Source organism: Inquilinus sp. 2KB_23, from assembly GCF_052115705.1.
GTDB classification, from domain to species: Bacteria; Pseudomonadota; Alphaproteobacteria; order DSM-16000; family Inquilinaceae; genus Inquilinus; species Inquilinus ginsengisoli_A.
In genome coordinates this window covers 132,956-153,933 of sequence record NZ_JBFRHF010000005.1, presented here as the reverse complement: position 1 = coordinate 153,933, position 20,978 = coordinate 132,956, and the positions used below count along the sequence as shown (strand labels likewise).

The window sequence follows — 20,978 nt, the reverse complement described above, 5'->3', positions numbered from 1 at the left end:
GCCGTCAGCCGAAGCGGGTGGGATAGGCGGTGCGGACCCGGCCGGCCGCATCCACGCCCCAGACCAGGCGCCAGCGGTCCAGGCAGGTGCAGGGATGGGAAATGCCGAATTCGACCACGTCGCCGACCGCGACCGGGCTGTCCGGCCGCAGCGCCAGGAAGCTGTGCTGGTCGTTCAGCTTGGCCACCCGGGCGTCGTCCGGCCCGGCGAAATCGGCCAGCACCCGGCCGTTGCGGTGCAGACGCAGCGGCATCGGCAGGTCCTGGTCGTAGGACACGTCGCGCATGCCCATACCGCACAGGGCCAGGCCGGGCTCCGGCCGCGACAGCACCTCGGCCCACAGCCGCAGCGCCGGGCGGAAGCCCTGGGCCGCGCTGCGGACCTCGCCGCCGATGCGGAAGCCCTGGCGCGCATCGATCTCGGCAAGGCCGCGGGCGGTGAAGGCGTGGTCGCCCAGGAACAGCGACCCGCTGCGCAGCACCAGCGTCGCCGCGCCATCCGCCGCGACCACCGGGCCGAGATGGCGCACCACCAGGTCGAAATAGTAGGACCCGCCGGCGGTGACAATCAGCGGCGCGCCGGCGCCCGCCGCGGCGCGGACGCGCTGGAAGGTCGCCGCCGCCAGCTCGGCCAGCCCGGCGACGACGGCTTCGGCCCGGCCCGGGGCGGCGCTGGCCGCCGCGGCCTCATAGGTGGCGACGCCGGCCAGGCGCAGCCGGCCCTGGCTGGCCGCCACCGCGGCGATCACCCGTTCGGCCGCGGCCAGGTCGCGGGCCCCGGCGCGGCCGGCACCGATCTCGACCAGCACCGGCAGCGGCGGCCGCCCGGCCTCGCGCCAGGCGGTGTCAAGCGCCTGGGCCGCCTCGACCGAATCGACGAAGGGATACAGCTCGGCCTGCGGATAGGCGTCGAGCAGCCGGGCCAGGCGCCCGGCGCCGCCCAGGCCGCCGACCTCGTTGGCCAGGATCAGGCGGTTCAGCCCGGCATGCAGCATCACCGCGGCCTGGCGGATGTCGGCCACGGTGGCGCCCCAGGCCCCGGCCGCGACCAGCGACCCCGCCAGCTCCGGCAGCATCGGCGTCTTGCCATGCGGCGCGATCGCCACGCCCTGCTCCGCCGCATAGCGCAGCATCAGGTCGCGGTTGCCGGCGAAGGCGGCCTCGTCCAGCGTCAGCACCGGCAGCGACATCACACCTTCGGCGGGGTGCCAGCCCTGCGCCGCCACCGCCGCCAGCGGCAGCGGCGCGGTCCCCGGCGGCACGCCCCGGATGCGGTCGTCCAGCACGGTGATATCCAACGCATCGATCGCGACAGCCACGGACGAATTCCTTCCGATGAGTTCCGGCCCCATCGAAGGCGGCACCGGCGGCCGCGTCAAGCGAGGATCTGTTCCCCTCACCGCACCGTCGAATCTGGGGTAGACCAGCACCGACCCGATTCCTCGCCTTCTCCAGGGAGCCGCCGATGATCACCTGCCACATCCGCTACATCGTCGATCAGGACAAGCTTCCCGAGTTCGAGACCTATGCCCGGATGTGGCTCGAGCTACTGCCGCGGTTCGGCGGCACCCATCACGGCTATTTCCTGCCGTCCGAGGGCGAGAGCGACGTGGCGCTGGGGCTGTTCAGCTTCCCCAGCTTCGCCGCCTACGAGGACTACCGGCGCAAAGCCGCCACGGATCCGGAGGTCGCCAAGGCCATGGCCTATGCCAAGGAGACGCGCTGCTTCCTGCGCTACGAGCGGTCATTCTTCCGGCCGGTCGGGACTGAGGGCTGAGCCGGACGGGGCAGTCGGCGTTCACAGCCGGTACGGCTACAAAGCCGTCACGTCCAAATCCGCTCCCACAAACTTGTAGGCCACGAGCGACTCGGTGCGCGGTTTGTATTTGAACCAGATGACCATCAAGGTAATGCCGACCGCATCCTCTTCGATCCTATAGATCTCGCCATCTTCGGATTCCGGCACTATCCCCTCGGCCAGGAGGCCATCTCGAAGGATCTCTCGGCAATTCCGGATCGAGATGCGGGTCGGCGGGCACATCTCAACCGGGGACAAAGCAAATTCGTTCACTTCGATGTGAATCACGCTGCCCTCCACGGAGAGACGGGCAATCGTCGCGTCGTGAAACACTGCTGAGCTGATCATCGGCACAGGCTAGCACCCGCCCTGAACCACGGCCATCCGGGAGCGGCCCGGCATCCGGCACTGACATGATCCTGCCCAGAAGGCGAGGCAGAATGGGCCACCCAATCTGACAGAGCCTTGCCGATGGAGCTGCTCGAACGGGGCTACGAACTGCAGCTGCTGGCCGCCGCCCTGCAGGAGGCGTGCGCCCACGCGGGACGCATCGCGCTGGTCAACGGCGAGGCCGGTATCGGCAAGACCTCACTCGTCGATCGCTTCATCGCGACGAGCGGCCAGGCGATGCGCATCCTCAAGGGGCATTGCGACGCGCTGTTCACCCCCTCGCCGCTCGGCCCGTTGCACGACATCGCCCGCCAGACCGGCGGAAGACTGCTGGCGCAGCTGCAGGACGAGGCGCCGCGCACCGCGGTGTTCTCGACCGTGCTCGACCTGCTTGACGAGCCGAGCCGGCCAACGCTCCTCGTGATCGAGGACATCCATTGGGCCGACGAGGCGACGCTCGACCTCATCAGGTTCCTGAGCCGCCGCATTGCGCAGACCAAGGTTCTTCTCATCCTCACCTATCGCGACGACGAGGTCGGCGCCCGGCATCCCCTCCGCGTGCTCCTCGGCGACCTGGCGACGTCGGGGGCGACCCTCCGCATCGAGCCGCCGCGCCTGACGATCGACGCCGTGCGCAGCCTGATCGCGGGCCGACCGTTCGACCCCGAGGCGCTGTACCGGCAGACCCGCGGCAACCCATTCTTCATCACCGAGATCCTGTCTTGGGCGGAGCGGGGACTTCCGAAGACGGTGCGCGACGCGGTGCTGGCCCGGGCGGCGAAGCTGACGCCGGCCGGCCGATATGTGCTGGAGGCCGCGGCCGTGATCGGCAGCCGGATGGACCATATCGCGGTGGAGCGGGTGCTTGGCGGCGCAGCCGAGGGCCTGGCCGAATGCATCAGGGCCGGACTGCTCGAGGCGACGCAAGGTGGCATCTCCTTCCGGCACGAGCTGGTTCGCGAGGCGGTGCTGACCGATCTCGAGCCCGGACGCCGCCGGGAGCTCCATCGATCGGCGCTCGACGGCCTGAGGACCTCCGGGGCCGGGCGCATCGACCTGGCGCAGCTGGCGCAGTTCGCCGAGGGCGCGGGCGATGGCGACGCGGTCCTCGAATTCGGGCCGGCGGCGGCCCGTGCCGCCGTCGCTGCCGGGGCCCACCGGGCGGCGGCGGCCCAGTATCTCCGTGTCCTCGGCTTCGCCGGCGATCGGCCGCCGGCCGAACGGGCGCAGCTGCTCGAGGCCTATGCCGAGGAATGCGCCATCATCGACGACCTCGCCGAAGCCAGCCGGGCCCGCCAGGAGGCGATCGAGCTGTGGCGCCAGGCCGGGGACCGACTGAAGGAGGGGGAGAACCTCGCCGCCCTCGCCTGGCCCCTGGTCCGGAGCGGCCGCAACGCCGCCGCCGAGGAGGCGAGCCGCCGCGCCATCGAGGTGCTGGAGGCGCTGCCCCCGACGCGCCAATTGGCCGCCGCCTATCGGATCCAGGCCCATCTGCGGATGCTGCACCGGGATCGCGAGCCGGCGGTGCGTTGGGGCCGGAAGGCGATCGCACTGGCCACGCGTCTTGGGGACGAGGCCACCATCGCGGCCGCCGAGAATGTCGTGGGGTCGGCGATGCTCGCCTTCGGAGACGAGCGCGGCCGCCCGCATCTCGACCGCAGCCTCGCCCTGGCGCGCCGCGCGGGGCTGGACTCCCTGGTCGGCCTCGCCCATTCGAATCTGGGCTCGTGCTATGGCGAGCAGTACCAGTTCGCCGAGGCGGAGCGCCATCTCGCCGACGGCATCGCCTACACGGCCGAACGCGACCTGGATCATGCGAACCACTACATGCGGTCCTGGCTCGCCTTGACGCGGTTCTATCAGGGCCGCTGGGACGAGGCCGGCGACATCGCGGTGTCGCTGGTCGAGCGCCCCCATGTCGGGGCCGTCAGCCGGATCATGGCGCTGATCGCCCTGGGCCGCGTGCGGACCCGGCGCGGTGATCCGGGTGCCGCCGCGGTGCTTGACGAAGCCCTCGAGCAGGTGCTGCAGACCGACACGCTGCAGCGCCTGGCGCCGGCCCGCGCCGCCCGGGCGGAGGCGGCATGGCTCGCCGGCGAGCCTGACCGCGCGATGGCGGAGGCGACGGCGGTCTACGATCTCGCGATCAGGCATCGCCACCCCTGGCATGCGGGCGAGTTCTCGTTCTGGCGCTGGCGGGCCGGCGACACCATCGCCGCGCCGGGCTGGGCCGCGCCACCCTTCGTCCTGCAGATCAGGGGCGATTGGCACCGCGCGGCCGAAGCCTGGCACCGCCTGGGCTGCCCCTATGAGCAGGCGCGCGCGCTGGCCGATGGCGACCAGCCGGCGCAGCTGGCGGCGCTAGAGATCTTCGATCGGCTCGGCGCGGCCCCCGCGGCCGCGATGCTGCGCCAGCGGATGCGCGGCGAGGGGGTTCGCCGCATCCCGCGCGGGCCCAGGGCCAGCACACGCCGGAACCCGCTTGGCCTGACCAGGCGCGAGGTGGAGATCCTGGGCTGCCTGGCCGAAGGCCTCAGCAACGGCCGGATCGGCGACCGGCTCCACGTCTCCTCCAAGACCGTCGACCATCATGTCTCGTCCGTGCTGGCCAAGCTCGGTGCCGCGACGCGTGGCGAGGCGGTTCGCATCGCCCATGAGCAGAATCTGATGGCGAAAAATGGGGAAGGCCCCACCGCAAAATGGGGAAGCCCTCCCGATGTGCGGGAACGCCGCGGCGCATAGCCTGATCACCTCAACACGGCCCGATGCCGCAAGCAGGAGATACGACGCCATGCCCCGCTATCTGATCGAACGCCATTTCCCGGATGGACTCGGTCTCGCCCCCGACCAGCCGGGCCGCCAGACGGCGGCCACCGTCATCGCCAACAACGCCCAGCACGGGGTGACCTGGGTGCATTCCTATGTGACCGCGGACAAGAAGCAGACCTTCTGCATCTACGACGCCCCGACCCCGGAGGCCATTCGCAAGGCCGCGGACCGCAACGGGCTGCCGGTGGAGCGGATCACCGAGGTCCGCGTGCTCGATCCGTATTTCCACCTCTAGGGTGGATTTCCAGCGGGGCGGGTGACGGACTCCGCCGCGTCAGCCGAAGATGGCGGGCCGCGCCCCGCAAGGCCGAGCGCGCCGGGCCTGCCCAGGCCGCGCCTGACCGGATCGGGGCCGACGCCTCGATTCCCTTCCGAAACCGCAAACATCCCGATCGACGCCGCAGGCACGGTGGCCAGCCCGGCCCCGCCGCCTGCGGCGCCCGATCCACAATCAAATGGAGAGGCAGATGAAATCACGTCGCCATGCCCGGACTCTCGTCGTCATATCCCTGATGGTCATCGGCACCGCGGTCGCCCATGCGGCCGGCAATCCGCTGGCGGACAAGGTGCGCACGGCCAACGACCGCTTTCACGACGTGTCGGCGGCCACGGCCGAGGGCTACACCCCGATTCCCTGCGCCAGCGGCGTGAGCGGGGGGGCCATGGGGATCCACTACGTCAATGCCGCCTATCTGAAGGACGACGCGATCGATCTGGCCAGGCCCGAAGCGGTGATGTACGAGCCGAAACCCGACGGCAAGCTCGAGCTGGTGGCGGTCGAGTACATCACCTCCAAAGGCCCGGCCGCGATCGAGGGCCAGCTGTTCAACTTCAACAGCGCCCCCAACCGCTACGGGCTGGATGCGTTCTACGAGCTTCATGTCTGGGCCTGGCGGCCGAACCCGACCGGGACCTTCGCCGACATGAACCCGAACGTCTCGTGCGACGCGGCGATGGAGATGGGCAAATAGGCCGCGCCGGGCGGCCCGCTTCTCCACCCTTGGTTCGATGGGCAGCGATCATGTTCATTCTGGTTGCGGCGGCGCGCGTGGCACGCCTGTCCCTGCTGCGCGCCGCCGTCTGGTGGCGTCCGGCCCGCCGGACCAGGGCAGCCCGCAAGCCGCCCGACATCAGCGCGCTGAGCGAGCACCTCAGAAACGACGTCGGATTGTACCTTTGAGGGTTCGGAAGCGGCCGCCGGCCGTGCCTATGCCTCCACCCGCCAGCCCGGCACGGTCTTGCCGCGGAAGACATGGACGTCGTCGCCGCCCGGGACCGCCAGCCGCTCCGGCAGGTCGTCCTCGCCGCGGACCAGGGTGATGGTCTCGTCGTTCACCGGCAGCTGGTAGAAGGCCGGGCCGTTGAGCGAGGCGAAGGTCTCGAAGCGGTCCAGCGCCCCCTCCTCCGCGAACACCTCGGCGTAGCAGGCCACCGCGGCCAGGGCGTTGAACACGCCGGCGCAGCCGCAGGCCGCCTCCTTGGCATGCACCGGATGCGGCGCGGAATCGGTGCCGAGGAAGAAGCGCGGGTCGCCCGAAGTCGCGGCCGCCCGCAGCGCCAGGCGGTGGCTTTCGCGCTTCACCACCGGCAGGCAGTAGTAGTGGGGGCGCACCCCGCCGACGAGCAGGTCGTTGCGGTTCAGGATCAGGTGATGCGGCGTGATGGTGGCGCCGACCAGGCCGTCGCCCTGGTCCAGCACGAAATCCACCCCGTTCCGGGTGGTGACGTGCTCGAACACGATGCGCAGTTCGGGGAAGTCGGCGCGGATCGGCTGCAGGTGGCGTTCGATGAACACCGCCTCGCGGTCGAAGATGTCGATCGCGGGGTCGACCACCTCGCCATGCACCAGCAGCGGCAGGCCGATCGCCTGCATCCGCGCCAGCACCGGCCGGACCTTGGCGAGGTCGCGCACCCCGGCATGGGAGTTGGTGGTGGCGCCGGCCGGATACAGCTTGACCGCGGTCAGCACGCCCTCTTCCTTGCCGCGGGCGAGGTCGTCGGGGTCGGTGCCCTCGGTCAGGTAGGCGGTCATCAGCGGGGTGAAGCGCGCCCCGGCCGGCAGCGCCGCCAGGATGCGGTCGCGATAGGCGACGGCATCGGCGGTGGTCACCACCGGCGGCGTCAGGTTCGGCATGATGATGGCGCGGCCGAAATGCGCCGTGCTGTGCGGCAGCACCGCCCGCAGCATGGCGCCGTCGCGCAGATGCAGGTGCCAGTCGTCGGGGCGGCGGAGGGTCAGGCGGTCAGGCTGGGTGGTCATGGCGGGGTCCCTGAAGCGGCGCGCGGATCATGGCCATGCGGGCTTTCCCCCGCAAGCCCGCTTGCCAGATGGCTGTCCCCGCCCTAAGACGCGCAAACCCCTGCGCCGGAGCCCGCCATGATCCTCTCGACCAGCTTTGCCGACCGCAAGACCATCGCCCGCCTGACGGTCCAGGCCTATCTCGAGGCCGGGGCGATCAGCTTCAACGTCGAGACGCCCTACAAATTCACCTCGGGCTGGGCCAGCCCGGTCTACACCGACACGCGGCGGCTGATCTCCTTCCCCCGCATCCGCGGCGTGCTGATGGACTTCGCCACCTCGATCATCCTGAGCGAGATCGGCTTCGAGAAGATCGACGCGGTGGCGGGCGGCGAGACCGCCGGCATCTCCTACGCCGCCTGGATCGCCGACCGGCTGGCGCTGCCGATGCAGTATGTCCGCAAGAAGCCGAAGGGCTTCGGCCGCAACGCCCAGATCGAGGGCGTGCTGACCGAGGGCCAGCGCGTGCTGCTGGTCGAGGATCTGAGCACCGACGGCCGCAGCAAGGCCAAGTTCTGCCAGGCACTGCGCGACGCCGGCGCGGTGGTGGAGCACGTCTTCGTCATCTTCAACTACGGCATCTTCAAGGACACGCCGAAGTTCTTCCACTCGATCGGGGTCGAGCTGCACGCTTTGGCCACCTGGTGGGACGTGCTGGAGGTGTGCAAGGCCGGCAACCACTTCGACACCAAGACCCTGGGCGAGGTCGAGACATTCCTGCACGACCCGGTGTCCTGGTCGGCCGCGCATGGCGGCATCGACCAGATGCCGACCGACTGAGCCCCGGAGCTTCGGTTCCGGCACATGAGCCATGCCCGATGCGCGCAAGACGGGCGCGGCATCGAGGGATGAACTGGGTTGAGGCGGCGGGCGGCGACGGAGGGGGCGCCGCCCTGCGCACTCAACGGCTCAAGAGGCTCCGACATGCAGGGATGGACCGCCCAGCAGCGCAGCGTCGTCGTCGCCAGCTTTCTCGGCTGGACCCTCGACGCCTTCGACTTCTTCCTCCTCATCTTCATCCTGACCGAATCTTCATCCTGACCGACATCGCCCAGGAATTCGGTACCGGGGCCGAGGCCACGTCGTGGCTGGTGACGCTGACCCTGGTGATGCGGCCGCTGGGCGCCTTCCTGTTCGGCCGCGCCGCCGACCGCTTCGGCCGCCGGCCGACGCTGATGGTCGACGTGCTGCTGTACTCGCTGCTCGAATTCGCCTCGGGCTTCTCCCCGACCTTCACCGTGCTGCTGATCCTGCGCATGCTGTACGGCATCGCCATGGGCGGCGAATGGGGCGTCGGCGCCTCGCTGACCATGGAGACGGTCCCAGTCAGGTCGCGCGGCTTCGTCTCCGGCCTGCTGCAGGCGGGCTATCCCACCGGCTACCTGCTGGCCTCGGTGGTCTACGGCCTGTTCTACGAATCGATCGGCTGGCGCGGCATGTTCATGATCGGCGTGCTGCCCGCCCTGCTGGTGCTGTACATCCGCCGCAGCGTGCCGGAATCCCCGTCCTGGACCGAGACCCGCACCGCCGCCGCCCCGATCTCGCTGCTGGACACCATCCGGCGGCACTGGCGGCTGGGGATCTACGCCATCCTGCTGATGACCGCGTTCAACTTCTTCAGCCACGGCACCCAGGACATCTACCCGACCTTCCTGAAGGTCCAGCACGGCATGACCCCGCACGAGGTCAGCCTGATCGCCATCGTCTACAACATCGGCGCCATCATCGGCGGCCTGGCCTGCGGCATCCTGTCGGAACGCTTCGGCCGGCGCCGGGTCATCGTCATCGCCGCCCTGCTGGCGCTGCCGGCCCTGCCGCTGTGGGCCTTCTCCTCCGGCGCCGTGACGCTGGCCGCCGGCGCCTTCCTGATGCAGGTCGCGGTGCAGGGCGCCTGGGGCGTGATCCCGGCGCATCTGAACGAGCTGTCGCCCGAGGAGGCGCGCGGCACCTTCCCCGGCTTCGTCTACCAGACCGGCAACCTGCTGGCGGCGATCAACCTGACGCTGCAGACCCACATCGCCGTCGGCAACGGCAACGATTACGGGATGGCGATGGCGCTGGTGACCGGGATCGTCGCCGTGGTCATCGCCGTGCTGATCGCCTTCGGTCCCGAGCGGCGCGGCGTCGCCTTCGGCAAGGCCCGGCTCGATTCCGAAATCGCGTCGGCCCCGGCGGAGTAGCGGGGGGCGCCGGACCGCCGATGACGACGGTTGCGGCGTGCTATATCACTCCGTTGCCGGGATCGGCCGCCCGGTCAGGGGCCGGTCCGCCACCATCGTGATTCTTCATGCCGGATGAACGCGCGTTCCTGAATCTGATCGGACAGCTCTACGACGCCGCGGTCGGCGACACGGATTGGGCCGTGGCGCTGGACACCCTGTCGGGGATACTCGGCGGCCGGGCCGCGGTGCTGCAGCGGCGCAGCGCCCCAGGGCAGGCGGTGCAGACCCTGGTCGCTGGGATCGACCCCGCCTATGTCGAGCTCTACGGCGCCTATTACCATGAGATCCTGCCGATCCGATCCTGGCTGCCGCGCCTGCCGGCGGGGTCGGTCTTCCTCGACCGCATGCTGCTGTCCGACCGGGACTATGTCAGGACCGAATTCTACAACGACTTCCTGATGCCGCAGGACCAGCACGCCAGCCTGTCCTGGATCGACAGCGGCCGGGAGGAGGAAGGCGTCCTTCCCACCACGATCTCGCTGTGGCGGCCGCGGCGAGCGCCGGAATGGGAGCCTGAGCAGCTTCGCCTCCTGCGCCAGATCGGCCCCCATCTCGGCCAGGCGCTGGAGATCGAGCGGCGCCTCGTCGACGCAGCGGTCCGCCGGGCGGCCGTCGGCCTGCTCCAGAGCGGGGCCGACCTGACCTGGCGCGAGCGGGACTGCCTGGCCCGGATCGCCCAGGGCGCCTCCAGCGCCGACATCGCCCGCCAGCTCGAACTGCCGACCCACGCCGTCAACGACCATGTGGCATCGGCGATGCGCAAGCTGGAGGCGACCAGCCGCACCGAGGCGGTCGCCACGGCGCGGGTGCTGGGCCTGCTCGACGACTGATCCTCGCCGCGATCGACCCCAGCCGTCCCCTAATCTTGGGGGATTGAGGGCCTCGTCCCGATCCGGGACACTGATGGCGTCACGGAGGTTCCGTGAATCGCGCCCGGACAGGATGTCACCTGTCGATTTTTGCGTTTCGAACGAACCAATTCGACGCAAATGCCGTTGTTGTCGCAAGGCGAGGTCGACTTGCGATCCCGGTGCCGGCGGGCGTGGCGCGGGGAAGCAGGGTCTGGGAGGACGAGCGATGCATGCGGTTCTGATGGCGAGTGTCGGGCTGTTCGCGGTGCTGCTGTGGCGCGCCGGGCCGGCCTTCGCCGCCGTGGCGGGCGGGACGGCGCTGTCGGCGACGGCCCTCCTCCTCACCCTGCACTGGTGAACGGACGCCGCGTCAGGCCGTCGCCTGGGAGCGCAGTCCGGCACAGCGACAGGCCATAGGCACATATCCCCTAATCCTCGGGGATTGAGGCCTTTCGTCCACTCCACGATATTTCCCGGCATCGGAGCGCTGCCCGGCAGGCCGGAAGCAGCGCCCACGCCAAGAGCCGATCAAGGCGCAGGAAACAGGGCGGCTTTCTGACATCTCAGGTCCCACGGACCTCGCAGCTCTCAAGGAAGCAGAATGTCCATTGAAGCGATCGCGGCCAATCTCGCCGTCGTCGACGCCCATATCCGCGGCGAGGCGCAGGATCCGGCCTCCGTCATGGGGCTCTACACCGACGACATCGTGCTGGAGGCGCCGGCCAGCGGCCTCGTCCTGACCGACAAGGCCGCGATCCAGGCGAACTACGTCAGGATCTTCTCCTCCATCGCCGATGTCGAGATCGAGCCGCTGGACCGATTCGCCACCGCAGACCGGGTGGTGGATGACTGCATCGTCCGCTGCCGGCTGACCGCGGATGGCTTCGCCGATGCCTCCTACTCGGTCGGCGAGAGGATCGAACTCCGGCTGCTGCATGTGTTTCACATGCGCGACGGCAAGATCGCTCGCGAGCAGGTGTTCGAAAGCTGGAAGCGTCTGGCCTGACGGTCGCGAAGCGCCAAGCGGCGACGGACGTCCCGCGACCACCGCAGACCCTCCCCACGTGATCACGATCCGCCTGCGCGCCGGCTGGGCAAGCCCGCGCGGCCCGGCCGTCGCGCTTCGCTCAGTCGGGCGGCGTCACCACCGTCAGCGGCGACGTCAACGGCGACGGCACCGCCGATTTCAGCATCGCCCTGACCGGCGCTATCGCCTTGCAGGCGACGGACTTCCTACCCTAGGACAAGGCAAGTCGGGGCACCCTGGCGGGGCCTGGCCGCCAAAGATCCCAAATCCCGACATAGTCCTCAATGGTGTCGGCCGATCTTTCCGTCGCTGCAGGTTCAGTGCATGCTTTCCCTTGTCATGTCGGATGATCGCACAATCGCCAGTCTGGTTGGCCAAACCTACGACGCCGCGCTCGGCGACGAGGATTGGACGGTCGTGCTCGGCCGGGTGTCGACGCTGCTTGGCGGCGAGGCCGCGGCCCTGCATCCGACCGGCTCGCCGAAGCCGACCGACGTGGCGCTCCGGGTCGGCTGCGACCCCAGCTATATCCCGGTCTACAACGCCCATTACCACCAGACCTGGCCGATCATCCCGATGCTGCCGCGGCTGCAGGCCGGGTCCGTCTTCATCGACCGCATGCTGGTGCCGGAACCGGCCTTCCTGAGGACCGAGTTCTACAACGACTATGTGAAGCCGCAGGGCGGGCACAGCGGCCTCTACTGGGTCGACTTCGACCAGCACGGCCTCAGCGCCCATCTCTCGCTGTGGCGGTCGCGGCGCAAGCCCGACTGGGACGACGAGCAGGTCCGGCTGCTGCGGCATCTCGGCTCGCATATCGGCCGGGCGCTGAAGATCCAGCGCCGCCTCATGGTGATCGCTGCGCACGGCCCCGACGCCCCGGCCCCGTTGCTGGCCCCGCGTGAGCGCGACTGCCTGGCCTGCGTCGCCCGCGGCGCTTCCAGCAAGCAGGCAGCCCAGCGGCTCGCGCTGTCGGTCCACACCGTCAACGACTATGTCGCCTCGGCGATGCGCAAGCTGCAGGCGACCAACCGGACCGAGGCCGTTGCCATGGCGCTCACGCTCGGCCTGCTCGACGCCTGAACCCGGCCTCGGCAATCCCCGATTCCTGGGGGATTGAGACCACCTTCCCATCCCTGGACAATACCATCCACAAGCTTCGCACCGGCCGGACGACGACCAGCAGGATCGTCCCGTGACCGGATACCCCGCGGCCAAGCGGGCTCTCGATCCAGGGAGGCGAGGCAGAACAGGGACCTGCCATTGAATATCGCGCGGACCGCATGCGGCGGCCGGCGGGGCGGTCTGCTTGGCCGCCGGTCAGGAGAACTCAATGCCTGTTCACGTCGGCCCCGGCGGGGCCAGCGACACCGGGTGGATCGACGGCGACGACGCGCTTCGACTGCGTCTGGACCTGTTGCCGGACATCTGGTCCGACACCGGCGACCCGGCGGATGCGATCCCTTGGTTCGAGGATGTGAGATTCGGGCCGGCCGAGGCCTGCCCGACGCCGGAGCCCGCCTGACATCCGGCCCGGCCGCCCCAGCTGAGAGCCGCGGCGCCGGCCAATCCGCGCCGCCCCCTTTTCCCTGATCACAGGAGACATCCATGGCGACCATCACCGGCGATGACGGCGACAATTTCCTCTCCGGCACCGGCGACAACGACTCGATCCACGGCTATGGCGGCAATGACTTCCTTGCCGGCAATGGCGGCGACGACTATCTCGAAGGCGGCACCGGTGCGGACCAGCTCAACGGCGGCGACGGCATCGACACCATCGGCTACACCGGCGAACAGGGTGGGGTCCATGTCGATCTCGGCACCGGGTACGGCTATACCGGCGAGGCAACGGGCGACCTGATCGCCTATGTCGAGAACATCGAGGGCACCGGTTTCGACGACATCCTGGCCGGGTCCTCGGTGGGCAACGTCCTCGGCGGCAATGACGGCAACGACAGCCTCGCCGGCGGCGACGGCGGCGACTGGCTGTATGGCGGCAGCGGCAACGACCATCTCGATGGCGGCACCGGCGACGACTATCTCGGCGGCGGCGATGGCGACGATGTGCTGAATGGCGGCGCCGGCGCCGACTCGTTCGATGCCGGGACGGGCACCGACACCGCGAGCTATGCCGGCAGCAGCGCCGCGGTGTCGATCATGCTCGACGCCGGCGACGGCTACAGCAGCTGCCATGGCGGCGATGCCGAGGGCGACCGCCTGTTCTCGATCGAGAATGTCGACGGCAGCCAATGGAACGACATCCTGGTGGGCGACGCCGGCGCCAATGCCCTGTCCGGAGCCGCCGGCGACGACAGCCTCGCAGGCGCCGCCGGGGCTGACCATCTCGACGGCGGGGCCGGCAACGACACCGTCGTGTACTGGAACACCGGCAGCACGGCGGGGCTGACGATCGACCTGGCCACGGGCGTCGGCCATAACGGCGATGCCGAAGGCGACACCTTCACCGGCATCGAGAATGTCACTGGCGGCCCGGGCAACGACGTCATCAACGGCAATGATGGCGCCAACACCCTCTTCGGCTGGAACGGCAACGACGTGCTCCGCGGAGCCGCCGGGGCCGATCGGCTCGACGGCGGGACCGGCACCGACTCGGTGATGTACTCCGAAAGCGCGGCCGCGGTGACGATCAACCTGACCAGCGGCGCCGGCAGCGGCGGCAACGCCCAGGGCGACGTGCTGGTGGCGATCGAAAACGTCTATGGCAGCAGCCACAACGACGCGCTGATCGGCAATGCCGGCGCCAACGGCCTGGTCGGGAACGCCGGCAACGATGTGCTGGCGGGCATGGGCGGCAAGGACACCCTGGCCGGGGGCGCCGGGGCCGACCGCTTCTACTACGCCGCCCTGTCGGACAGCCCGGTCGGTGTCAATGCCGACCGGATCACCGATTTCAGCCATGCCCAGGGCGACCGCATCGACCTGCACGGCATCGACGCCGACACCACGGCCGCCGGCGACCAGGCCTTCCACTTCATCGGCAGCGCCGCCTTCACCCACCATGCCGGCGAGCTGCGCGAGAACGTGGCCGGCGGCGTGACCACGGTCAGCGGCGACGTCAACGGCGACGGCACGGCGGATTTCAGCGTCACCCTGACCGGCGCGATCACCCTGGTCACGGGCGACTTCCTGCTCTGATTTCCGATGGCAACGCGGACCTCGAGATCCGCTGCAGCGGCGAGATCCACTTCACCGCCGGCGACTTCTACCTGTAGCCACCGCACCAGACCTGCACCTGTCTTCAATCCGCCGACAGTTTCGTTTGTAGCCATCGAGGATGGATTTGACATGGCTTGGTAATCGCAAAAATGAACTCTGCCATCCCTGAGATGCCGGAGATCGCAATTGCCGTCCTTGAGCGTCTGTCGGTGCCGACAGAGAAGGCTCGGGACGGACACGCCATCGCTGTTGGGGGAAGCGGGTTTCAGCGGCTGCGGCCATGGCCCGGACCAACGCGACACCCGGCGGTAGGCGCCGCCGATCCAGACCGAGGAGGGTCACTTTGAGATCACGTTTTGCGAGAATTCTGCTGGCCGCGGCTGCCCTGGGCACGCTGGCCGCCCACGCCCCGGCGATGGCCGATGTGAAGCTCGGCGTCGCCGGGCCGCTGACCGGCCCGAACGCCTCGGTGGGCGAGCAGTTCCGCCGCGGCGCCGAGGCCGCGGTCAGGGTCCTGAACGCCGCCGGCGGCGTCAATGGCGAGCAGGTCACCATCGTCTATGGCGACGACGCCTCGGACCCGCGCCAGGGCGTGGCGGCGGCGAATGAGCTGGTCGACCAGAAGGTCGTGGCCGTGATCGGCCACTACAACTCCTCGGTCTCGATCCCGGCCTCGACCATCTATGCCGAGGAAGGCGTGCTGCAGATCACCCCGGGTTCGACCAACCCGCAGCTGACCGAGCAGGGCATCAAGACGGTGTTCCGCACCTGCGGCCGCGACGACCAGCAGGGCGACGTCGCCGGCAGGTTCCTGGCCACCGCCTACAAGGGCGGCAAGGTCGCGATCCTGCAGGACCAGACCACCTACGGCAAAGGCCTGGCGGACGCGACCAGGGCGCGGATGAACGCCCTGGGCCTGACCGAGGTGCTGTATGAGGGCATCACCGTCGGCGAGCGCGACTTTTCGGCGGTGGTGTCGAAGATGAAGGCGGCGAATGTCGACGCCGTGTTCTTCGGCGGGCTGCACAACGAGGCCGGGCTGATCCTGCGCCAGATGCGCGACCAAGGACTGAAGGCGCAGTTCCTGTCCGACGACGGCACCGTGTCGCAGGAGTTCTGGGGCATCACCGGCCCGGCCGGCGAGGGCTCGCTGGTCACCTTCGGGCCGGAGCCGCGGGACGTGCCGCAGGCCAAGGACGCGGTCGCCAAGTTCCGCGCCGACGGCTACGAGCCGGAAGGCTACACCCTGTATGCCTACGCCGCGGTCGAGGCCTGGGCCGAGGCGGCGAAGAAGGCCGGTTCGGTCGACGGCACCAAGGTCGCCGCGGCGCTGCATGACGGGTCGGCCTACGACACCGTGATCGGCAAGCTGAGCTTCGACGCCAAGGGCGACCCGGCCGGCAGCAACTACGTCCTCTACGCCTGGAAGGACGGCAAGATGATGCAGCTGTCCGACGAGCAGGTGGCCAAGCTCGGGAAGTAAGCGGCGCCGGAGGCGCGGTCCGCCGCGCCTCCGGACCATCCGATCAGGAACCGCTGTAGCCGAGTGCGTGCCGCAACTCGGCCTTCGCTGGCTCGTATTCGGCGACGAAGTCCGGGCGCTGCAGCAGGTCGTAGGCGATCACGGTGTTGGGGCCCCCTCCGGAGGAGTCGCATCGGGATCGTAACTCTGCGTGAACTCCGCTCCGCCGATCGTCCCGCCCTCGTGGATCGCGATCCGCGAGTGAACGGCCAATCCCGTGCCATCGGCAACCCAGAGGCGGACGTCTCTCACGATATGCCGAAGCGGCATCCGACGCTTGTATGTGTACACCGTCGTCGCGATCCCGCCCCAGTCTTCGGAGCCGACACGCCGGCAGTCGAAGACGGCGGCCTTGCCGTCGACGACGAGCGGCACCAGCTGGCGCGGTCCGGACCGCCAGGAGCCGGCCCCCTTACGGGCATACTCTTTGTCGCCAAACGCCTGCAGATCCGACGAATAGGACTTGCCATCATGGGTCACGGTTCCGTGCTGCTGAAGACGCGGCGCGGCATTCATTCTAGTGATCACATTCAGCACAGGACCGCATGGATCCGCATCGGCCCAAACTAGGTCGGGGACCGTCACCAGCGCAGCCATCACCATCGCGATTGAACGAAGAGTCACGATTCCGAGCCCTCTGCTTTGGGGCGCGCCCCGAGGCTGAGCATCCCGTCTAGCTGCATACCCCAGGGGCGGCAACGATGCGCCGGGCGCGTTGCGACGGGTCGCCGACCGACAGGCACTGCGCGCCATCGGGGATCTTCGCCCCGGCGGGGCATGCCACCATCCTGGCGCTGTCATCGGCCAGGGCAATCCTGGCATCGGCTGCGCTGGCGACGCCCAGCCTGCCGGCCGGGTCGATCCACAGCGGATCGGACTTGCCGGCATAGGCGGCCAGCAGCCAGTCGCCGTCCAGCCCGCTGACGGTGTAGTCCCAGGGCAGGCGCCAGCTGCGGACGACCTCGCCCTTGCCGTTCAGCTCGACCACCGGGACGGTGGCGAACACGCCCGACGGCTTGAAGTCGGGGATGTGGTCGACCCGCAACCGGGCGATGGCGCCGCATGGCCCGTCCTCGACCTTCTCCAGGGCGGGGTGGGCTGGCGTCGCGCCCTCGCGGACCGAGAAACCCAGCGAGACCGGGGCGGTGACCGGCTGGGGCGCGGCCGCCATGACCAGCGGGGCCAAAGCGAGGATCAACCAGTGTCGGACGCGCATGATCGGGGACCTCACCGATTGGACCGGGCCACCAACCATCGGGCAAGACCCCCGGTTCCTCAAGCGGCGAAATCCTCGATCCGGTCGGCGGCGGCACGGTCGTAGCCCTGGCTGGCCTGCAGCAGCTGCGCGGTGTAGGGCTGGGTCACCGTGCCGTCGCGCAGCTGGGCCACGGTCAGGGTCTCGACGATGCGGCCGCGATTCATCACCGCCAGCCGGTCGCACATCACCGACACCACGGCGAGGTTGTGGCTGACCATCAGATAGGTCAGCCCGCGTTCGGCCCTGAGGCGCTTGAGCAGGTTCAGGATCTCGGCCTGCACCGAGACGTCGAGCGCCGAGGTCGGCTCGTCCAGCAGCAGCAGCCGCGGCTCCAGCACCAGGGCGCGGGCGATGGCGACGCGCTGGCGCTGCCCGCCCGACAGCTGGTGCGGATAGCGGAAGCGGAAGCTGGGTCCCAGCCCGACCTCCGCCAGCACCCGCTCGACCCGGCTGTCGCGGTCGTCGAAGCCATGGATCGCCAGCGGCTCCATCAGCGTCGAATCCACCGTCTGGCGCGGATGCAGCGAGCCATAGGGGTCCTGGAACACCATCTGGCACTGCTTGAAGAAGCCCTTCTGACGCCGCCGGCCCTGGGCCTGGCCGTCGACCACGATGCGGCCAGTCCAGTCCGGGTTCAGCCCGCACAGCGCCCGCAGGATGGTGGATTTGCCCGACCCGCTTTCGCCGACCAGGCCGAAGCTTTCGCCCGGCGCCACGGTCAGCGAGGCATCGCGCACCGCATGGGTGTCGCCGAACATGACGTCGAGCCCGGTGATCGCAATCATCGCTTCCATGCTCACGCCTCCAGCCAGGCCGGGTCGCGCCGCAGCACCGGCAGGAATTCGCGAGCGTCGCCGATCTGCGGCAGCGAATCGAGCAGCCCGCGGGTGTAGGGGTGCTTGGCTTGGTGCAGCTCCGCCGCCCGGCAGCTTTCGACCACCCGGCCGGCATACATGATCAGGATGCGGTCGCAGAAGCTGGCCACCAGATTGAGGTCGTGGCTGATGAAGATCAGCCCCATGCCGCGCTGGGTGACGAGGTCGTCGATGATCGCCAGCACCTGCATCTGCACCGTGACGTCCAGCGCCGAGGTCGGCTCGTCCGCGATCAGCAGGTCGGGGTCGGGGATCAGCATCATCGCGATCATGATGCGCTGGCCCATGCCGCCCGAGACCTCGTGCGGGTACAGGCCCCACACCCGCTCCGGGTCGCGGATGCGCACCGCCTCGAACATCTCCAGCACCCGCCGCTTGGCCTCGCGGCGCGAGGCGCGCTTGTGGATGCGGTAGGCCTCGGCCACCTGCTCGCCCACCGTCACGACAGGGTTGAGCGAGAATTTCGGGTCTTGCATCACCATCGAAATGCGGCGGCCGCGGATGTCGCGCATCCGCCGCTCGCTCTGGCGCTGCAGGTCGATGCCATCGAACACCAGCCGGTCGGCCTCGACCCGGCCGGGCGGCGTTACCAGCCGCAGGATCGAGCGGCCGGTCATCGACTTGCCCGACCCGCTCTCGCCGACGATGCCCAGCTTCTCGCGCCCCAGGGCGAAGCTGAGTTTGCGCACCGCCCGCACCTCGCCCTTCGGCGTGTCGAAGGTGACCGAGAGGTTCTCGACCTCCAGCAGCGGGGCGCTCAAGACTGGCCCCCCTGCTTCGGGTCGAGGATGTCGCGCAGCCCGTCGCCCAGCAGGTTGAAGCCCAGGCTGACCACGAAGATGGCGATGCCGGGCATGGTGGCGACCCACCATTGGTCGAGGATGAAGCTGCGGCCCTTGGAGATCATCGCCCCCCATTCCGGCAGCGGCGGCTGGGCGCCGAGGCCGAGGAAGCCGAGGCCGGCCGCGGTCAGGATGATGCCGGCCATGTCGAGCGTGACCCGGACGATCACCGAGGACAGGCACAGCGGCACCACATGCCGGGCGACGATGCGGGCGCTGGAGGCGCCCTGCAGCCGCACCGCGCTGATGAAGTCGGCGTTGCGGATGGTCAGCGTCTCGGCCCGGGCGATGCGGGCATAGGGGGGCCAGGAGGTGATGGCGATGGCGATGATCGCGTTCTCGATGCCGGGCCCGAGGGCGGCGACGAAGGCCAGCGCCAGGATCAGCTTGGGGAAGGCCAGGAAGATGTCGGTGATGCGCATCAGCACCGCATCGACCCAGCCGCCGAGATAGCCGGAGACCGTGCCGATCAGCAGGCCGACCGGCGCCGCGGTGATGGCGACCAGGACCACGATCAGCAGGGTCAGCCGCGCGCCGTAGATGATGCGCGACCAGATGTCCCGGCCGAGCTCGTCGGTGCCCAGCCAATGGGCGGCGCTGAAGGATTGCAGCCGGTTGGCCAAGTCCTGTTCGATCGGCGACTGGTGGGCCAGCAGCGGTGCCGCGGCGGCCGCGACCAGCAGCAGCAGGACGATGACCAGGCCGACCATCGCCAGCTTGTTGCGGGCCAGGCCGAGCCACAGCAGGTACAGCCGGCCGAGCCGGGCCTGGCCGCGCGACCGCGGGGTGTCGCTGAGCAGCCAGCCGCGCCAGGTGTCGGGCCGGGGGGAAGCCAGATCGGTCATCGCGCCCTCGGGTCCAGCATGCGGTACATCAGGTCGGACAGCATGTTCAGCCCGATATAGACGACACCGACGACGATGGTGCCGCCGAGCACCGCGTTCATGTCGGCGTTCAGCAGCGAATTGGTGATGTACTGGCCGAGGCCCGGCCAGGCGAACACCGTCTCGGTCAGCACCGCGCCTTCCAGCAGCCCGGCATAGGACAGGGCGATGACGGTCAGCAGCGGCACCTGGATGTTGCGGAAGGCGTGGCGCCAGATCACCGCCCGTTCCGACACGCCCTTGACCCGCGCGGTGACGACGTATTCCTGGCGCAGCTGGTCGAGCATGAAGGACCGCGTCATCCGGCTGATATAGGCCAGGCTGTAGTAGCCGAGAAGCGCCGCCGGCAGGATCAGATGGTCCAGCGCGTTCCAGAACACGTCCCATTCGCCGGCCAGGATGGCGTCGACTGTGATCACCCCGGTCACCGGGTCGACCAGCCCGTCATAGAACACGTCAAGCCGCCCCGGCCCGGCCACCCAGCTGAGCTTGGCGTAGAACAGCAGCAGCCCGACCAGGCCGAGCCAGAAGATCGGCACGGAATAGCCGATCAGCCCGACCACCCTGACCAGGTGGTCCGGCCATCGGTCGCGATGGACCGCCGCCATCACCCCGGCCGGCACCCCCGCCAGGATGCCGATCAGCACGCCCAGCGTCGCCAGTTCCAGCGTCGCCGGGAACACCCGCTCGATGTCCTCGAGCACCGGCCGCGAGGTCAGCACCGAGGTGCCGAGATCGCCCGACAGCACGTCGCCGACATAGCGGCCGAACTGGGTCCACAGCGGCTGGTCGAGGCCGAGTTCGAGCCGCGCCTTCTCGTAGACGTCGCGCGGCGCCCGGTCGCCGACCACGGCGAGCACCGGGTCGATCGGCACCACCCGGCCGATGAAGAAGGTGACGAGGAGCAGGCCGAAGAACGTCGTCACCACCGAGGTGACGACGCCGGCGACCCGCATGGCGAGGCTGCGGCGGAACCGGCGGCGCATGCCGCCGGGCCGGGTC

At 69.5% G+C, this 20,978-nt stretch carries 23 protein-coding genes; 14 read left to right on the top strand and 9 right to left on the bottom strand.

The features are described from left to right. Positions 1–4: 4 nt before the first annotated feature. Positions 5–1,318 carry an alanine racemase gene (locus AB4112_RS08510; protein ID WP_309791558.1) on the bottom strand — a complete coding sequence of 438 codons (1,314 nt, stop codon included), beginning with the start codon at positions 1,316–1,318 and terminating at the stop codon, positions 5–7. Between the two features lie 146 nt (positions 1,319–1,464). Between AB4112_RS08510 and AB4112_RS08505 the strand changes: the two genes are divergently transcribed. Further along, the gene (locus AB4112_RS08505) at positions 1,465–1,776 is read left to right on the top strand and encodes an NIPSNAP family protein (protein ID WP_309791557.1); all 312 of its coding nucleotides are present in this window, start codon (positions 1,465–1,467) and stop codon (positions 1,774–1,776) included. A 36-nt stretch (positions 1,777–1,812) separates the two neighbouring features. Here the strand turns inward: AB4112_RS08505 and AB4112_RS08500 are convergent, their stop codons facing one another. After that, positions 1,813–2,151 (bottom strand): hypothetical protein, encoded by a 339-nt coding sequence (locus AB4112_RS08500; RefSeq protein WP_309791555.1) that lies wholly within the window; start codon positions 2,149–2,151, stop codon positions 1,813–1,815. Between the two features lie 117 nt (positions 2,152–2,268). On the opposite strand from AB4112_RS08500, the gene AB4112_RS08495 reads away from it, so the two are divergent. The 4 genes from AB4112_RS08495 to AB4112_RS08480 all read left to right on the top strand — a co-directional run bounded on the left by AB4112_RS08495 (position 2,269) and on the right by AB4112_RS08480 (position 6,196). Next, complete coding sequence (locus AB4112_RS08495) at positions 2,269–4,929, top strand: ATP-binding protein (RefSeq protein ID WP_441718543.1); 2,661 nt, start codon at positions 2,269–2,271, stop codon at positions 4,927–4,929. Between the two features lie 49 nt (positions 4,930–4,978). Beyond that, positions 4,979–5,251, top strand: a complete 273-nt coding sequence (locus tag AB4112_RS08490; RefSeq protein ID WP_309791553.1) for a DUF4242 domain-containing protein — start codon at positions 4,979–4,981, stop codon at positions 5,249–5,251. Positions 5,252–5,483: 232 nt separating this feature from the next. Then, entirely contained in the window at positions 5,484–5,987 is a 504-nt protein-coding gene (locus tag AB4112_RS08485) for a hypothetical protein (protein ID WP_309791552.1), read from the top strand. A gap of 50 nt (positions 5,988–6,037) precedes the next feature. After that, positions 6,038–6,196 carry a hypothetical protein gene (locus AB4112_RS08480; RefSeq protein ID WP_309791551.1) on the top strand — a complete coding sequence of 53 codons (159 nt, stop codon included), beginning with the start codon at positions 6,038–6,040 and terminating at the stop codon, positions 6,194–6,196. Between the two features lie 27 nt (positions 6,197–6,223). Here AB4112_RS08480 and pyrC read toward each other — a convergent pair whose 3' ends face one another. Beyond that, a complete protein-coding gene (gene pyrC, locus AB4112_RS08475; protein WP_309791550.1) occupies positions 6,224–7,276 on the bottom strand; it encodes a dihydroorotase in 1,053 nt (350 codons plus the stop codon). A gap of 117 nt (positions 7,277–7,393) precedes the next feature. Between pyrC and AB4112_RS08470 the strand changes: the two genes are divergently transcribed. The 9 genes from AB4112_RS08470 (at position 7,394) to AB4112_RS08430 (ending at position 16,078) form a co-directional block, all read left to right on the top strand. Continuing rightward, positions 7,394–8,095 (top strand): orotate phosphoribosyltransferase, encoded by a 702-nt coding sequence (locus AB4112_RS08470; RefSeq protein WP_309791548.1) that lies wholly within the window; start codon positions 7,394–7,396, stop codon positions 8,093–8,095. A 248-nt stretch (positions 8,096–8,343) separates the two neighbouring features. Next, positions 8,344–9,495 (top strand): MFS transporter, encoded by a 1,152-nt coding sequence (locus AB4112_RS08465; RefSeq protein ID WP_441718814.1) that lies wholly within the window; start codon positions 8,344–8,346, stop codon positions 9,493–9,495. Between the two features lie 107 nt (positions 9,496–9,602). Continuing rightward, complete coding sequence (locus AB4112_RS08460) at positions 9,603–10,367, top strand: helix-turn-helix transcriptional regulator (protein ID WP_309791544.1); 765 nt, start codon at positions 9,603–9,605, stop codon at positions 10,365–10,367. 247 nt (positions 10,368–10,614) lie between these two features. Then, positions 10,615–10,746, top strand: a complete 132-nt coding sequence (locus AB4112_RS08455; RefSeq protein ID WP_309791542.1) for a hypothetical protein — start codon at positions 10,615–10,617, stop codon at positions 10,744–10,746. Between the two features lie 243 nt (positions 10,747–10,989). Next, positions 10,990–11,394 carry a nuclear transport factor 2 family protein gene (locus AB4112_RS08450; protein ID WP_309791540.1) on the top strand — a complete coding sequence of 135 codons (405 nt, stop codon included), beginning with the start codon at positions 10,990–10,992 and terminating at the stop codon, positions 11,392–11,394. Between the two features lie 345 nt (positions 11,395–11,739). Further along, positions 11,740–12,498: a response regulator transcription factor gene (locus tag AB4112_RS08445; RefSeq protein ID WP_309791538.1), complete on the top strand. Its 759-nt coding sequence runs from the start codon at positions 11,740–11,742 to the stop codon at positions 12,496–12,498. 250 nt (positions 12,499–12,748) lie between these two features. Further along, positions 12,749–12,940 carry a hypothetical protein gene (locus AB4112_RS08440; protein WP_309791536.1) on the top strand — a complete coding sequence of 64 codons (192 nt, stop codon included), beginning with the start codon at positions 12,749–12,751 and terminating at the stop codon, positions 12,938–12,940. Between the two features lie 83 nt (positions 12,941–13,023). Next, on the top strand, positions 13,024–14,574 hold the full coding sequence (locus AB4112_RS08435; RefSeq protein WP_441718536.1) for a calcium-binding protein: 1,551 nt from the start codon (positions 13,024–13,026) through the stop codon (positions 14,572–14,574). A 364-nt stretch (positions 14,575–14,938) separates the two neighbouring features. Continuing rightward, complete coding sequence (locus tag AB4112_RS08430; protein WP_309791533.1) at positions 14,939–16,078, top strand: branched-chain amino acid ABC transporter substrate-binding protein; 1,140 nt, start codon at positions 14,939–14,941, stop codon at positions 16,076–16,078. 138 nt (positions 16,079–16,216) lie between these two features. Here the strand turns inward: AB4112_RS08430 and AB4112_RS08425 are convergent, their stop codons facing one another. The 6 genes from AB4112_RS08425 to AB4112_RS08400 form a co-directional block, all read right to left on the bottom strand. After that, a complete protein-coding gene (locus tag AB4112_RS08425; protein WP_441718533.1) occupies positions 16,217–16,714 on the bottom strand; it encodes a hypothetical protein in 498 nt (165 codons plus the stop codon). A 76-nt stretch (positions 16,715–16,790) separates the two neighbouring features. Next, a complete protein-coding gene (locus AB4112_RS08420) occupies positions 16,791–17,333 on the bottom strand; it encodes a hypothetical protein (protein ID WP_309791531.1) in 543 nt (180 codons plus the stop codon). 59 nt (positions 17,334–17,392) lie between these two features. After that, entirely contained in the window at positions 17,393–18,160 is a 768-nt protein-coding gene (locus tag AB4112_RS08415) for an ABC transporter ATP-binding protein (RefSeq protein WP_309792234.1), read from the bottom strand. A gap of 11 nt (positions 18,161–18,171) precedes the next feature. Further along, positions 18,172–19,011 (bottom strand): ABC transporter ATP-binding protein, encoded by an 840-nt coding sequence (locus AB4112_RS08410; protein WP_309791530.1) that lies wholly within the window; start codon positions 19,009–19,011, stop codon positions 18,172–18,174. Further along, on the bottom strand, positions 19,008–19,937 hold the full coding sequence (gene nikC, locus AB4112_RS08405; protein WP_309791528.1) for a nickel transporter permease: 930 nt from the start codon (positions 19,935–19,937) through the stop codon (positions 19,008–19,010). The genes AB4112_RS08410 and nikC overlap by 4 nt, the downstream gene beginning before the upstream one ends. Next, positions 19,934–20,932 (bottom strand): ABC transporter permease, encoded by a 999-nt coding sequence (locus AB4112_RS08400; RefSeq protein ID WP_309792233.1) that lies wholly within the window; start codon positions 20,930–20,932, stop codon positions 19,934–19,936. The genes nikC and AB4112_RS08400 overlap by 4 nt, the downstream gene beginning before the upstream one ends. Positions 20,933–20,978 lie beyond the last annotated feature (46 nt).

Excerpts from the sequence above, each read along its gene's own strand:
- AB4112_RS08505 (WP_309791557.1), top strand. The coding sequence starts at position 1,465 with ATGATCACCTGCCACATCCGCTACATCGTCGATCAGGACAAGCTTCCC.
- AB4112_RS08495 (WP_441718543.1), top strand. The coding sequence starts at position 2,269 with ATGGAGCTGCTCGAACGGGGCTACGAACTGCAGCTGCTGGCCGCCGCC.
- AB4112_RS08490 (WP_309791553.1), top strand. The coding sequence starts at position 4,979 with ATGCCCCGCTATCTGATCGAACGCCATTTCCCGGATGGACTCGGTCTC.
- AB4112_RS08485 (WP_309791552.1), top strand. The coding sequence starts at position 5,484 with ATGAAATCACGTCGCCATGCCCGGACTCTCGTCGTCATATCCCTGATG.
- AB4112_RS08480 (WP_309791551.1), top strand. The coding sequence starts at position 6,038 with ATGTTCATTCTGGTTGCGGCGGCGCGCGTGGCACGCCTGTCCCTGCTG.
- pyrC (WP_309791550.1), bottom strand. The coding sequence starts at position 7,276 with ATGACCACCCAGCCTGACCGCCTGACCCTCCGCCGCCCCGACGACTGG.
- AB4112_RS08470 (WP_309791548.1), top strand. The coding sequence starts at position 7,394 with ATGATCCTCTCGACCAGCTTTGCCGACCGCAAGACCATCGCCCGCCTG.
- AB4112_RS08460 (WP_309791544.1), top strand. The coding sequence starts at position 9,603 with ATGCCGGATGAACGCGCGTTCCTGAATCTGATCGGACAGCTCTACGAC.
- AB4112_RS08455 (WP_309791542.1), top strand. The coding sequence starts at position 10,615 with ATGCATGCGGTTCTGATGGCGAGTGTCGGGCTGTTCGCGGTGCTGCTG.
- AB4112_RS08450 (WP_309791540.1), top strand. The coding sequence starts at position 10,990 with ATGTCCATTGAAGCGATCGCGGCCAATCTCGCCGTCGTCGACGCCCAT.
- AB4112_RS08445 (WP_309791538.1), top strand. The coding sequence starts at position 11,740 with ATGCTTTCCCTTGTCATGTCGGATGATCGCACAATCGCCAGTCTGGTT.
- AB4112_RS08440 (WP_309791536.1), top strand. The coding sequence starts at position 12,749 with ATGCCTGTTCACGTCGGCCCCGGCGGGGCCAGCGACACCGGGTGGATC.
- AB4112_RS08435 (WP_441718536.1), top strand. The coding sequence starts at position 13,024 with ATGGCGACCATCACCGGCGATGACGGCGACAATTTCCTCTCCGGCACC.
- AB4112_RS08425 (WP_441718533.1), bottom strand. The coding sequence starts at position 16,714 with ATGGCTGCGCTGGTGACGGTCCCCGACCTAGTTTGGGCCGATGCGGAT.
- AB4112_RS08420 (WP_309791531.1), bottom strand. The coding sequence starts at position 17,333 with ATGCGCGTCCGACACTGGTTGATCCTCGCTTTGGCCCCGCTGGTCATG.
- AB4112_RS08415 (WP_309792234.1), bottom strand. The coding sequence starts at position 18,160 with ATGATTGCGATCACCGGGCTCGACGTCATGTTCGGCGACACCCATGCG.
- nikC (WP_309791528.1), bottom strand. The coding sequence starts at position 19,937 with ATGACCGATCTGGCTTCCCCCCGGCCCGACACCTGGCGCGGCTGGCTG.
- AB4112_RS08400 (WP_309792233.1), bottom strand. The coding sequence starts at position 20,932 with ATGCGGGTCGCCGGCGTCGTCACCTCGGTGGTGACGACGTTCTTCGGC.